This is a genomic window from Vagococcus sp. WN89Y (assembly GCF_052220145.1).
Taxonomy (GTDB): domain Bacteria; phylum Pseudomonadota; class Gammaproteobacteria; order Enterobacterales; family Enterobacteriaceae; genus Kosakonia.
In genome coordinates, this window is record NZ_JBQPOM010000018.1 from 100,982 (window position 1) to 113,249 (window position 12,268).

Annotated in this window: 11 protein-coding genes and 4 tRNA genes; 8 read left to right on the forward strand and 7 right to left on the reverse strand. The window is 54.3% G+C overall.

Going from position 1 to position 12,268, the window contains the following annotated elements; genetic code table 11:
* Nucleotides 1–99: 99 nt before the first annotated feature.
* The 6 genes from ACTU3N_RS06385 to gpmA all read left to right on the forward strand — a co-directional run bounded on the left by ACTU3N_RS06385 (nucleotide 100) and on the right by gpmA (nucleotide 6,813).
* Nucleotides 100–1,074: a DUF2167 domain-containing protein gene (locus tag ACTU3N_RS06385; protein ID WP_443085304.1), complete on the forward strand. Its 975-nt coding sequence runs from the start codon at nucleotides 100–102 to the stop codon at nucleotides 1,072–1,074.
* A gap of 517 nt (nucleotides 1,075–1,591) precedes the next feature.
* Nucleotides 1,592–2,608, forward strand: a complete 1,017-nt coding sequence (gene galE / locus ACTU3N_RS06390) for a UDP-glucose 4-epimerase GalE (RefSeq protein ID WP_443085305.1) — start codon at nucleotides 1,592–1,594, stop codon at nucleotides 2,606–2,608.
* Between the two features lie 14 nt (nucleotides 2,609–2,622).
* Nucleotides 2,623–3,669, forward strand: a complete 1,047-nt coding sequence (gene galT / locus ACTU3N_RS06395) for a galactose-1-phosphate uridylyltransferase (protein WP_443085306.1) — start codon at nucleotides 2,623–2,625, stop codon at nucleotides 3,667–3,669.
* A 2-nt stretch (nucleotides 3,670–3,671) separates the two neighbouring features.
* Nucleotides 3,672–4,820 carry a galactokinase gene (gene galK, locus ACTU3N_RS06400; RefSeq protein ID WP_443085307.1) on the forward strand — a complete coding sequence of 383 codons (1,149 nt, stop codon included), beginning with the start codon at nucleotides 3,672–3,674 and terminating at the stop codon, nucleotides 4,818–4,820.
* A complete protein-coding gene (gene galM / locus ACTU3N_RS06405) occupies nucleotides 4,814–5,854 on the forward strand; it encodes a galactose-1-epimerase (protein ID WP_443085308.1) in 1,041 nt (346 codons plus the stop codon). Before galK ends, galM begins: the two co-directional genes overlap by 7 nt.
* 206 nt (nucleotides 5,855–6,060) lie before the next feature.
* On the forward strand, nucleotides 6,061–6,813 hold the full coding sequence (gene gpmA, locus ACTU3N_RS06410; protein WP_443085309.1) for a 2,3-diphosphoglycerate-dependent phosphoglycerate mutase: 753 nt from the start codon (nucleotides 6,061–6,063) through the stop codon (nucleotides 6,811–6,813).
* A 65-nt stretch (nucleotides 6,814–6,878) separates the two neighbouring features.
* On the opposite strand, the gene aroG is transcribed toward gpmA, so the two are convergent.
* The gene (gene aroG, locus ACTU3N_RS06415; RefSeq protein ID WP_443085310.1) at nucleotides 6,879–7,931 is read right to left on the reverse strand and encodes a 3-deoxy-7-phosphoheptulonate synthase AroG; all 1,053 of its coding nucleotides are present in this window, start codon (nucleotides 7,929–7,931) and stop codon (nucleotides 6,879–6,881) included.
* 315 nt (nucleotides 7,932–8,246) lie between these two features.
* On the opposite strand from aroG, the gene ACTU3N_RS06420 reads away from it, so the two are divergent.
* A complete protein-coding gene (locus tag ACTU3N_RS06420; protein ID WP_443085311.1) occupies nucleotides 8,247–8,654 on the forward strand; it encodes a protein YbgS in 408 nt (135 codons plus the stop codon).
* A gap of 117 nt (nucleotides 8,655–8,771) precedes the next feature.
* Nucleotides 8,772–9,704: a CDF family zinc transporter ZitB gene (gene zitB / locus ACTU3N_RS06425; protein ID WP_443085312.1), complete on the forward strand. Its 933-nt coding sequence runs from the start codon at nucleotides 8,772–8,774 to the stop codon at nucleotides 9,702–9,704.
* On the opposite strand, the gene pnuC is transcribed toward zitB, so the two are convergent.
* From pnuC to ACTU3N_RS06455, 6 genes are all read right to left on the reverse strand, one after another.
* Complete coding sequence (pnuC, locus tag ACTU3N_RS06430; RefSeq protein ID WP_443085313.1) at nucleotides 9,698–10,420, reverse strand: nicotinamide riboside transporter PnuC; 723 nt, start codon at nucleotides 10,418–10,420, stop codon at nucleotides 9,698–9,700. The two genes, zitB and pnuC, sit on opposite strands and share 7 nt — an antisense overlap.
* A 38-nt stretch (nucleotides 10,421–10,458) precedes the next feature.
* Nucleotides 10,459–11,493, reverse strand: a complete 1,035-nt coding sequence (gene nadA, locus ACTU3N_RS06435; protein ID WP_443085314.1) for a quinolinate synthase NadA — start codon at nucleotides 11,491–11,493, stop codon at nucleotides 10,459–10,461.
* A 185-nt stretch (nucleotides 11,494–11,678) separates the two neighbouring features.
* Nucleotides 11,679–11,754: transfer RNA gene (locus ACTU3N_RS06440), tRNA-Lys, on the reverse strand.
* A gap of 115 nt (nucleotides 11,755–11,869) precedes the next feature.
* Nucleotides 11,870–11,945, reverse strand: a tRNA-Lys gene (locus ACTU3N_RS06445).
* Nucleotides 11,946–12,078: 133 nt separating this feature from the next.
* A tRNA-Lys gene (locus ACTU3N_RS06450) sits at nucleotides 12,079–12,154 on the reverse strand.
* A 3-nt stretch (nucleotides 12,155–12,157) separates the two neighbouring features.
* Nucleotides 12,158–12,233 (reverse strand) — tRNA-Val (locus ACTU3N_RS06455).
* Nucleotides 12,234–12,268 lie beyond the last annotated feature (35 nt).

Sequence of the window (12,268 nt, forward strand, 5' to 3'; positions counted from 1 at the left end):
ACTGGCTTGTCGGCAATACAAAATTGCCTGCGGCCAGTTTTTATTATGGCAAGTTTAAAACCCGTCGATGGACGTCGGGTGAAATATCACGGGACTATTATGACTCAACTCCTTCGCATCACCCGCCTTTGCGCCATGGCGGCAATACTCTTTTTTGGCCTGAATATCACTGCGTTCGCCGGGGAAAATGCCCAGGCAGTAACCTCTGATCCGGACAGTCAAATAAAACTGGCGGTGGAAAATATGCAGCGCGCCAGTATTCATGGCCCCCATAAAGTAAATTTAGGTGACCAGGCGGTACTCAATTTACCGCAAGGATTTGCCTGGATCCCGCCGAAACAGGCGGCGGTATTTATGCGTGAGCTGGGTAATTACGTTAACGATGACTATTTTTACGGGCTGGTATTTAACGAGGCCATTTCTGGTTTTGTTTCTATTGAATATGATAACGCTGGTTATATCAAAGATGATGATGCAAAAGAGTGGGACGCCGACGAACTGCTGAGTAATTTGCAGGAAGGCACCAAAGCAGGCAATAAAGACCGCAGCGCCAAAGGTATTGCGCCGATTGAAATCACCGGCTGGGTGGAAAAACCGAGCTATAACGCGGCGTCGCATCGCCTGATTTGGTCTGCCGCGATTCGCGAGATTGGCTCCAAGCTTGCGGAAAAAGAACAGGGCGTAAACTACAACACCTACCTGCTGGGCCGCGAAGGTTATCTCTCCTTAAACCTCGTCACCGATCTCGCCACCGTGGAGAGCGAAAAGCCGCTCGCCAAAACGCTGTTGGACGCCGTGGCCTTTAACGACGGCAAAAAATACACCGACTTTAACGCTTCGACGGACAAAATTGCTGAGTATGGCCTTGCGGCGCTGATTGGCGGCATCGCGGCGAAAAAGCTTGGATTGCTGGCAATGATTGGCGTGACGCTGTTGAAGTTCTGGAAACTCGGCCTGCTCGCCCTGGCCGGAGCCAGCGTCGCCGTGAAGAAAGTGCTGTTTCGCAAAAAAGCGCAGGCAGCCGAACATAGCGTAAATCTGGACAAAGCAGAAAAAACAGAAAAAACGCAGTAGCGTGAAGCTGCTTTCTGCTGTTTAAAGGCGCATCCCCCGGTGAGTTTTTACTTTCCGGGGGCACGAGCATACTCTCCATTGCCACCTGCGCGATGTTTTTCGGCGGGCCTTATGCGCCTGACCTTGTGGTGATGCTGTTTTGCTACAAGCTGCCCGCCCGGCGGCGTCATGAATCGCCGGATTATGTTCCTCTCGATTATGGCAAACGTCTGGAATATAGCGTTTTGTACTTCGCTCTCATTGCCTGGTCGTCGCTGATGACTTATAAACTCCACGAATCCCTTTCCCGTTTCCGTTGAAACAAAATGCGTTACAGCGCAGCAGTGCGGAAGCTTTAGGACTATTCACATTCGCCGGAAAGTCGCCCGTCATGACGGGGCTTTCCCGGCTTTTGCCTGAGAAAAACAGCGAACAGAGAAAGCAGTGTAAACGATTCCACTATTTTATCCCGTGTCACAGTTTTACGCTCTCTGTTATGCTAATCTTTATTCATATCACATGCATGATGGAGTGAAATATGCGAGTTCTGGTTACAGGTGGTACCGGTTACATTGGGAGTCATACCTGCGTACAACTACTGCAAAACGGCCACGACGTTATCATCCTCGACAACCTCTGCAACAGCAAACGCAGCGTACTCACGCCAATTGAGCGCTTTGGCGGTAAAGCCGCGCTGTTTGTGGAAGGGGATATTCGCGATGAAACACTGATGACGAAGATCCTGCGCGAGCATGCCATCGACGCCGTGATTCACTTCGCCGGGCTAAAAGCCGTCGGGGAGTCGGTCGCAAAACCGCTTGAATATTATGACAACAATGTCTCGGGCACCCTGCATCTTGTCAGCGCGATGCGCGCGGCGAATGTGAAAAATTTTATCTTCAGCTCCTCGGCGACCGTTTACGGCGACCAGCCGAAAATTCCTTATGTTGAAAGCTTCCCCACCGGCACCCCGCAAAGCCCCTACGGGAAAAGCAAACTGATGGTGGAGCAGATCCTGACCGACCTGCAAAAAGCACAGCCGGACTGGAGCATTGCGCTACTGCGCTATTTCAACCCGGTCGGCGCGCATCCATCAGGCGAGATGGGCGAAGATCCGCAGGGCATTCCGAACAACCTGATGCCGTACATCGCCCAGGTGGCGGTGGGTCGCCGCGATTCGCTGGCGGTGTTTGGTAACGATTACCCGACTCACGACGGTACCGGTGTTCGCGATTATATCCATGTGATGGACCTGGCGGACGGCCACGTTGCCGCGATGCAGCAACTGGCGGATAAACCAGGCGTACATATTTATAACCTCGGCGCGGGCGTTGGCAGCAGCGTATTAGACGTGGTGAATGCGTTCAGTAAAGCCTGTGGCAAACCTGTCGCCTGGCACTTCGCGCCGCGCCGTGACGGTGATTTACCCGCTTACTGGGCCGATGCGACCAAAGCCGCTAACGAGCTGAACTGGCGCGTCACCCGCACGCTTGACGAAATGGCAGAAGATACCTGGCGCTGGCAGTCCCGCCATCCGCAGGGCTATCCCGACTGACTAAAGGATTGGTAATGACGCAATTTAACCCTGTCGATCACCCGCATCGCCGTTATAACCCACTGACCGGGCAATGGGTGCTGGTTTCTCCTCATCGCGCCAAACGCCCCTGGCAGGGCGCGCAGGAGACGCCCGCAAAACAGACGCTGCCTGCGCACGACCCGGACTGTTTTCTCTGCCCGGGCAATACCCGTGTGACCGGCGATAAAAACCCGGACTACACCAGTACCTATGTGTTTACCAATGATTTCGCCGCGCTGATGACCGACACGCCGGATGCGCCGGAAAGTCACGATCCGCTGATGCGCAGCCAGAGCGCGCGCGGCACCAGCCGGGTTATCTGCTTCTCGCCGGATCACAGCAAAACGCTGCCAGAGCTTAGCGTTAATGCGCTTATCGAGGTGGTAAAAACCTGGCAGCAACAGACCGACGAGCTGGGAAAAACCTACCCGTGGGTGCAGGTTTTTGAAAACAAAGGCGCGGCGATGGGCTGTTCTAACCCGCATCCGCATGGTCAGGTGTGGGCTAACAGCTTCCTGCCGAATGAAGTCGCGCGCGAAGACCGCCTGCAAAAAGAGTACATGGCGCAGTATCACTCACCGATGCTGGTGGATTATGTGCAGCGTGAGCTGGACGATGGCAGCCGTACGGTGGTGGAAACCGAACACTGGCTTGCCGTTGTGCCCTACTGGGCGGCGTGGCCGTTTGAAACGCTGCTGCTGCCAAAAGCGCATGTCCTGCGCCTGACGGAACTTACCGACGCACAGCGTGACGATCTGGCGCTGGCGCTAAAAAAACTGACCAGTCGTTATGACAACCTGTTTCAGTGCTCTTTCCCCTACTCGATGGGTTGGCACGGCGCGCCGTTTAACGGCGAAGAAAACACCCACTGGCAGCTGCACGCACATTTCTACCCCCCGCTGCTGCGCTCCGCCACCGTGCGTAAATTTATGGTCGGCTATGAAATGCTCGGCGAAACCCAGCGCGATTTAACGGCAGAACAGGCCGCTGAACGCCTGCGCACGGTTAGTGACATCCATTTTCGCGAATCCGGAGAATAACAATGAATCTGAAAGAGAAAACACAATCCCTGTTTAGCCAGACATTCGGCTACCCTGCCACCCACACGATTCAGGCACCGGGCCGTGTCAACCTGATTGGCGAGCATACCGATTATAACGACGGTTTTGTGCTGCCCTGCGCGATTGATTATCAGACCGTGATTGCGTGCGCTGCCCGCACTGACCGCACGGTACGGGTACTGGCCGCTGATTACGATGAGCAAGTCGATGAATTTTCGCTGGATGCGCCGATTGTCGCCCATGAGAGCTACCAGTGGGCTAACTATGTGCGCGGCGTGGTAAAACACCTGCAACAGCGTGATAACAATTTTGGCGGCGCGGATCTGGTGATAAGCGGTAATGTGCCGCAGGGTGCCGGGCTGAGCTCTTCAGCTTCGCTCGAAGTGGCGGTCGGTACCGTGTTCCAGCAGCTGTATCACCTGCCGCTGGATGGCGCGCAAATTGCGCTCAATGGTCAGGAAGCGGAAAACCAGTTTGTCGGCTGCAACTGCGGCATTATGGATCAGCTGATCTCCGCGCTGGGTAAAAAAGATAGCGCGCTGCTGATTGACTGCCGCTCGCTTGGCACCAAGCCTGTCTCCATGCCGCACGGCGTGGCCATTGTTATCATTAACAGTAACTTCAAACGCTCTTTGGTCGGCAGCGAATACAACACGCGCCGCCAGCAGTGCGAAACCGGCGCACGCTTCTTCCAGCAACAAGCGCTGCGTGATGTCAGCCTTGAGCAGTTTAATGCAGTCGCCAGTGAACTCGACCCGTTGGTCGCCAAACGCGTGCGCCATGTATTAACAGAAAACGCTCGCACAGTAGAAGCGGCGGCCGCGCTGGAGAAAGGCGATCTGCGCCGTATGGGTGAGCTGATGGCGCAATCGCACGCCTCAATGCGTGATGACTTCGAGATAACCGTGCCGCAAATCGACACCCTGGTGGAGATTGTTAAAGAAACCATTGGCGATCGGGGCGGCGTACGTATGACCGGCGGCGGCTTTGGCGGCTGTGTCGTCGCGCTGGTGCCGGAAGCATTAGTGCCAGAGGTACAGCAGGCGGTCGCCAGCCAGTACGAAGCGAAAACCGGTATCAAAGAAACGTTTTATGTGTGCAAACCATCACAGGGAGCAGGACAGTGCTAAATGAAACGATCGCGGCAGCGCCGGACGGCCTGCCTTTTCGTCTGATCACCTTACGTAATAGCGCAGGGATGGTCGTGACACTGATGGACTGGGGCGCTACGCTTTTATCCGCGCGCGTCCCGATGAAGGATGGTTCCGTGCGCGAAACCCTGCTCGGTTGCGCAACGCCGGAGCACTACCTGCAACAGACGGCTTTTCTTGGCGCATCCATTGGCCGCTACGCCAACCGTATCAGTAAAAGCCGCTTCGAGCTTGACGGTGAAAGCGTGACGTTGCTGCCAAGCCAGGGCGAGAACCAGCTCCACGGCGGCCCGCAGGGTTTTGACAAGCAGCGCTGGAATATCGAACGGCAGAACGATAGCGAAGTGCTATTCTGTCTTACCTCGGCGGATGGCGACCAGGGATTCCCCGGTAATCTGACGGCGAGAGCGCTTTTCCGTCTGGAGGAAGACAACACTATTTCTATTGAATACCGCGCCACCACCGATCGTGCTTGCCCGGTGAACCTGACCAACCACGCCTATTTTAACCTTGATGGCGAGCAGTCGGACGTGCGCAACCATACGCTGCAACTGCTGGCCGATGACTACCTGCCGGTGGACGAGATGGGGATTCCGACCGCCGGGTTGAAGAAAGTGGCGCTGACCAGCTTCGATTTCCGCACGCCTAAAATCATCGCGGAAGATTTTCTGCGCGAAGACGATCAGGTGGTGGTGAAAGGTTATGACCATGCGTTTTTACTGCAGGCAAAAGGGGATGCCAGCCAACCGGCAGCCCGGCTGTGGTCGGCGGATAAACAGCTACAAATGACGGTTTACACCACCGCGCCTGCTTTACAGTTCTATTCCGGTAATTTTCTTGAAGGCACGCCCGCACGCGGCGGCATAAACTATAGCGCCTGGCAAGGACTTGCTCTGGAGAGCGAGTTTTTGCCTGACAGCCCAAACCGCCCGGATTATCCGCAGCCGGACGTCATTTTGCGCCCCGGCGACGAATATGTCAGCCTGACGCAATACTGCTTTAGCGCGCAGTAATATCACGCCCTCTTCGCTGAGGGCTTTTTTTGCGCTTTTTGCTGAAAAATGCGCCAGTTACAGACAAAACTCTAACCCCTTATTCACAAGCAGCTTACACTGAGCCGCTATTTTCGCTATGGTTAAGGGTAATCGTTGCCGTGAATTATCTCCCGGCAATATAATGAGAATTATTATCACTCAATCAGGCTCACAGGAGTAAGAGTATGGCTGTTACTAAGCTGGTTCTGGTTCGTCACGGCGAAAGCCAGTGGAACAACGAAAACCGCTTCACCGGTTGGTATGACGTCGATCTGTCCGAGAAAGGCGTCGGTGAAGCAAAGGCAGCAGGCAAGCTGCTCAAAGAGGAAGGCTACACGTTCGACTTCGCTTATACCTCTGTGCTGAAACGTGCCATCCATACGCTCTGGAATGTTCTGGACGAACTGGATCAGGCATGGCTGCCGGTGGAAAAAAGCTGGAAGCTGAACGAGCGTCACTACGGCGCGCTGCAAGGCCTTAACAAAGCCGAAACCGCCGAAAAATACGGTGACGAGCAGGTGAAACAGTGGCGTCGCGGTTTTGCCGTCACGCCTCCGGCGCTGACGAAAGATGATGAGCGCTATCCGGGTCACGATCCGCGCTATGCGAAACTGACGGACGCTGAACTGCCGCAGACGGAAAGCCTGGCGCTGACCATCGATCGCGTTATCCCTTACTGGAACGAAAGCATTCTGCCGCGCCTGAAAAGCGGCGAGCGCGTGATCATCGCCGCACACGGTAACTCCCTGCGCGCGCTGGTAAAATACCTCGACAATATGAGCGAAGAAGCGATCCTCGAACTCAATATCCCGACCGGCGTACCGCTGGTGTATGAGTTTGACGAAAACTTTAAGCCAATCAAACACTATTACCTGGGCAATGCAGAAGAGATCGCAGCAAAAGCCGCTGCGGTGGCAAACCAGGGTAAAGCGAAGTAATTCTTCGCCGATAAAAAAAGCGTGGATAAATCCACGCTTTTTTATTTTCAGCTGAGCTAAGCCTTTTAGCCCCGGCGTGCTTTGACCGCATTTGCCAGCTGGCGCAGCAGCGCCTCGGTATCTTCCCAGCCGATACAGGCATCGGTGATGCTCTTGCCATAAACCAGCTGTGCGCCGCTCTCCAGGCTTTGGTTACCTTCCACCAGGTGGCTTTCAATCATCACGCCCATGATTGCTTTTTCGCCCGATGCAATTTGCTGGCATACATCAGCCCCTACTTCTAACTGCTTTTTAAACTGCTTGCAGGAGTTGGCGTGGCTGAAGTCAATCATCACGTTCGCATCAAGCCCGGCTTTTTGCAGACCCGCTTTGACCTGGGCCACGTGCTGCGCGCTGTAATTCGGCTCTTTGCCGCCGCGTAAAATGATGTGGCAGTCATCGTTACCGCTGGTGTTAACAATCGCGGAATGCCCCCATTTGGTCACCGACAGGAAGCAGTGCGGCGCGCTGGCAGCATTGATGGCATCAATCGCTACTTTAATCGTGCCGTCGGTACCGTTTTTGAAGCCCACCGGGCAGGAAAGACCGGAGGCCAGCTCGCGATGCACCTGAGACTCAGTGGTACGCGCGCCGATGGCTCCCCAGCTCATCAGGTCTGCCAGATACTGTGGCGTGATCATATCCAGGAACTCGCCCGCTGCGGGCAGTCCCGCGTTGTTGATTTCCAGCAACAGCTTGCGGGCAATACGCAGCCCATCATTGATCTGGAAACTGTTATCCATATGCGGATCGTTAATCAGCCCTTTCCAGCCCACGGTGGTGCGCGGTTTCTCAAAATAGACGCGCATGACCACTTCCAGCTCGCCTTTCAGCGCTTCACGCAGTTCCAGCAGGCGCGACGCATACTCTTTCGCGGCGACCGGATCGTGAATAGAACACGGGCCAATCACCACCAGCAGGCGGTCGTCGTCACCACGGAGGATGTTATGGATGGCTTTGCGGGCAAGGGCTACGGTGTTTGCAGCCGTTTCCGTGGCCGGGAATTTCTCAAGGAGCGCAACAGGCGGTAATAACTCATTGATCTCTTTAATACGTAAATCGTCATTCTGATAATTCATCTGCTTCTGGCCTAACCCTGTTTTTTGTAATGAATGCAATACCTCCAATCTATCCTGGTTAGGCACGAAGTGTAAACGCGAATTTACACTCCAGCCAGACAAATCCTGGAATTGCGCATTACGCCGCCAGAAAGTAGCGAACAATGAGATCGACGCTACACTTTTTAACTGTAAACGCTTTATTTTTTGACTTTATCATTATTCCATGCTGCCAAAATGGTAAGTCATGGCATCTTTGACCACTGAGCGTGATAATTCGTTCGCGCTGCTTTTGCCATCTTAACGAGACGGTGAAAACGACAGAACAGGAGCATCATGATGAAAATGAACAAATTAGCGACACTTTTTCTGACCTCCACACTGACCCTGGCAAGCGGTGCCGCTTTCGCAGCCGATTCTGCATCGTCATCCAACAACGGTCAGGCCAACTCCTCTGCCGCAGCGGGACAAACTGCGCCGGACGCGCGTGAAAACGTCGCGCCGAATAACGTCGACAACAGCCAGATCAATACCGGCACGACGGGAACGACCTCTTCCTCCGCTTCGGACAATATGACCAAGGATGAGATCCACAAAAATACCATGTGTAAAGACGGTCGTTGCCCGGACGTGAACAAGAAAGTGCAGACCGGTGACGGCGTCAATAATAATGCCGACACAAAAATTGACGGCACGACCAACAACAATGAAGTGAGTACCAAAACCGACGGTACTACCCAGTAATCGGTAAATGCTGAGATGTGATAAGGAGAGCTTCGGCTCTCCTTACTTTTTTCTGCTCGCCCGGAAAATATCTGTAATGATATAAATCATTCATGATGAACAGGAAGGACTCCGCCCATGGCGCATTCACACTCCCACGCTCCCTCTGATGGTAATGCCCGTCGCTTGTTGCTGGCGTTTGTCGTCACCGCGACCTTTATGCTGGTGGAGGTCGCCGGGGGGCTAATCTCCGGCTCACTGGCCTTGCTCGCCGATGCCGGTCATATGCTGACCGATGCAGCCGCGCTGCTCTTTGCGCTGCTGGCCGTGCATTTTGCCCGCCAGCCTCCCAGTGCCCAGCGAACGTTTGGCTGGCTGCGTTTAACGACGCTTGCGGCGTTCGTTAATGCGCTGGCGCTGGTGCTCATCACTATCTGGATTGTGTGGGAAGCCCTGCAGCGCTTTTATCATCCGCAGCCGGTTGCGGGTGTCACGATGATGGTGATTGCTGTGGCGGGCCTGCTGGCGAACCTGCTCTCTTTCTGGCTGTTGCATCGCGGGAGCGAAGAGAAAAACCTGAATGTGCGGGCGGCCGCGCTGCATGTGCTGGGGGATTTGCTGGGTTCTGTGGGCGCAATTGTTGCCGCGCTGGTGATTATGGCCACTAACTGGACACCCATTGACCCTATTTTGTCGGTTCTGGTGTCGGCGCTGGTGCTGCGCAGCGCGTGGCGCTTAATGAAAGAGAGTGTTAACGAATTGCTCGAAGGCGCACCAGGGTCGGTGGATATCGGCGCGTTGCAGCGCCATTTGCGCCGCGCTATCCTTGAAGTGCGCGACGTACATCATGTGCATTTATGGCTGGTAGGTGAAAAACCGTTGATGACACTGCATGTGCAGGTGATCCCGCCGCGCGATCATGACCAGCTGCTGGGCGAGATCCAGCACTTTCTCGCGCATCACTACAATATTGAGCACGCCACCATTCAGATGGAGTATCAAAGCTGTAGCGGCCCGGACTGCGCGCTTGGCGAAACGTCGCCGGGCCACCACCATTCACATACTCATTGACGAGAAAGCGCGTAAGAGCCTCGCTCATGCGCGCTGTTTATCCACATCCGGCTACCGTTGAGAGCAATAAAGGTCAGGATCATGTATTCGACCGACATCGCCCACACCCCCTGTAATGCAAAGATAACCACGCTGATAAGGTTTACCACCACCCACAGCAGCCAGTTTTCGACATATTTACGCGTCATCAAAATCATCGCCACGATGGAGAACACCATCATGCACGAATCCCAGAACGGATAGGCGTCCGGCGCAACTTCCGGCATCACAACGTTCATCCCAAGCGCCTGCATGAGGGCGACCGACGCGCGCGTCAGGATGATAAAGATGGGGTTGATAAAGGCGGTCATCAGACCAATCGCCACCACACAAACCGCCAGCCAGGCTAACGCTTTTGACCGGGAAAGCCAGCGGATTTGCAGCTCGGCCTGATTATCAGCAGTTTGTCGCGACCAGGCGTACCAGCCGTAAATATTGGCGGCGAAGAAAAAGAGCTGGAGCAGCAGGCTGGCGTAAAGGTTTATCTGGTAAAAAATTATCGCAAAGAGCGTCACATTCAGCAGGCCAAATGCGTAGTTAATAATTTTCTCAAGACTGGCCAGCCAGATACACAGCAAACCGGCAACGGTACCGATAGCTTCTATCCATGAAAGATCATACCCGCCAGCCCCCAGCGGGATATGGACGAGGATATTTTGTGTGCTGAATAAATCCATGATTTCCCCGAAGCGCAATGTTACGCATTTACGATTAATTAAGGTCGTAGTGTAGCCGCAAAATCCAGCATACGGTTAAGCGGCGTAAGCGCGCCTTCGCGTAACGCTTCATCAACATGGATTTCGTGCGCCGTTCCGCCGTTTTCCAGCGCGCTGGCAATCGCTTTTAGCCCATTCATCGCCATCCAGGGGCAGTGCGCGCAACTGCGACACGTCGCGCCCTCGCCCGCCGTTGGCGCTTCGAACAACTCTTTTTCCGGCACAGCCTGCTGCATCTTATAAAAGATACCGCGATCGGTGGCGACAATCAGCTGCTTGTGCGGAAGCGTTTTTGCCGCATTGATCAATTGGCTGGTCGAGCCAACGGCATCGGCAAGCTGCACCAGCGATTGCGGAGACTCCGGGTGCACCAGTACCGCCGCATCGGGATAAATCGCTTTCATGCGTGTTAGTGCCTGGGTTTTGAATTCATCATGCACAATACAGGCGCCCTGCCAGCACAGCACATCGGCACCGGTTTGCTTTTGCACATAATTGCCAAGGTGCTTGTCCGGCGCCCAGATGATTTTTTCACCGAGACTATCAAGATGTTCAATCAGTTCGACGGCGATGCTGGATGTGACAACCCAGTCAGCGCGCGCTTTTACTGCTGCGGAGGTGTTTGCATAGACGACGACGGTGCGGTCCGGATGAGCATCACAAAAAGCGCTGAAGGCATCCGCCGGGCAGCCAAGATCCAGCGAACATTCAGCGTCAAGGGTGGGCATCAGTATGGTTTTTTCAGGGCTGAGAATTTTTGCCGTTTCCCCCATAAAGCGCACACCGGCAACGAGCAGCGTGGAGGCCGGATGTCGTGCGCCAAAACGCGCCATCTCCAGCGAATCAGAAATGCACCCGCCCGTATCTTCCGCCAGTTGCTGAATTTCCGGGTCGGTGTAATAGTGAGCGACCATCACCGCGTCGCGCGCCTTAAGTAACTGCCTGATTTTTTCGCGCCAGGCGCGTTTTTCGCCCGCACTCAGCGGCGCAGGTTTTGGCGGGAAGGGGTAAACAGCGGTTTCTGGCTCGAACATCACGCTCATCCTACTCTCTCTCGTTTTTCATGCTTAACATACAGACCGAGAAATCGCTTTCTGAACGCGTGATCCCGGCCAGTGTGTTTTATATGCTAAACAAGATAGACGATTGTGATGTATTTGTCGTGGAAATTTTTAAGAAGCAGAAAGCAAAAAAGCGCCTTTAGGGCGCTTTTTTACATTGGTGGGTCGTGCAGGATTCGAACCTGCGACCAATTGATTAAAAGTCAACTGCTCTACCAACTGAGCTAACGACCCCTTGAGGGGATACTTCTTTGAACCGGTGCTGCGGGCAGAATAAGCTGGCTCGCGCTTCACCTTTCGGCTGGTTGCTTTGCAACTCTCTTCGCGTCAGTTCCCACTACTTTCAACGTGGTGGGTCGTGCAGGATTCGAACCTGCGACCAATTGATTAAAAGTCAACTGCTCTACCAACTGAGCTAACGACCCATAAGGGTAGCGACGTCAAAGATAATTTGTATTCAGAACTGCTTAGCGTGGCGGGATGGTTTGGCGTTTCCTTTAGCGGGCAACGTTATCCTTCACTCTGTACTACCACAACCTAACCGGTGCTGCTTTAAACTGGTGGGTCGTGCAGGATTCGAACCTGCGACCAATTGATTAAAAGTCAACTGCTCTACCAACTGAGCTAACGACCCGAGTGGTGGGTGATGACGGGATCGAACCGCCGACCCCCTCCTTGTAAGGGAGGTGCTCTCCCAGCTGAGCTAATCACCCGATACTACGCTGGATACTGCTAAGTGGTGGATCGT

Coding starts and splice junctions, on each gene's coding strand:
- aroG (WP_443085310.1), bottom strand. CDS start 7,931: ATGAATTATCAGAATGACGATTTACGTATTAAAGAGATCAATGAGTTA.
- galE (WP_443085305.1), top strand. CDS start 1,592: ATGCGAGTTCTGGTTACAGGTGGTACCGGTTACATTGGGAGTCATACC.
- galT (WP_443085306.1), top strand. CDS start 2,623: ATGACGCAATTTAACCCTGTCGATCACCCGCATCGCCGTTATAACCCA.
- gpmA (WP_443085309.1), top strand. CDS start 6,061: ATGGCTGTTACTAAGCTGGTTCTGGTTCGTCACGGCGAAAGCCAGTGG.
- zitB (WP_443085312.1), top strand. CDS start 8,772: ATGGCGCATTCACACTCCCACGCTCCCTCTGATGGTAATGCCCGTCGC.
- galK (WP_443085307.1), top strand. CDS start 3,672: ATGAATCTGAAAGAGAAAACACAATCCCTGTTTAGCCAGACATTCGGC.
- ACTU3N_RS06420 (WP_443085311.1), top strand. CDS start 8,247: ATGATGAAAATGAACAAATTAGCGACACTTTTTCTGACCTCCACACTG.
- nadA (WP_443085314.1), bottom strand. CDS start 11,493: ATGTTCGAGCCAGAAACCGCTGTTTACCCCTTCCCGCCAAAACCTGCG.
- pnuC (WP_443085313.1), bottom strand. CDS start 10,420: ATGGATTTATTCAGCACACAAAATATCCTCGTCCATATCCCGCTGGGG.
- ACTU3N_RS06385 (WP_443085304.1), top strand. CDS start 100: ATGACTCAACTCCTTCGCATCACCCGCCTTTGCGCCATGGCGGCAATA.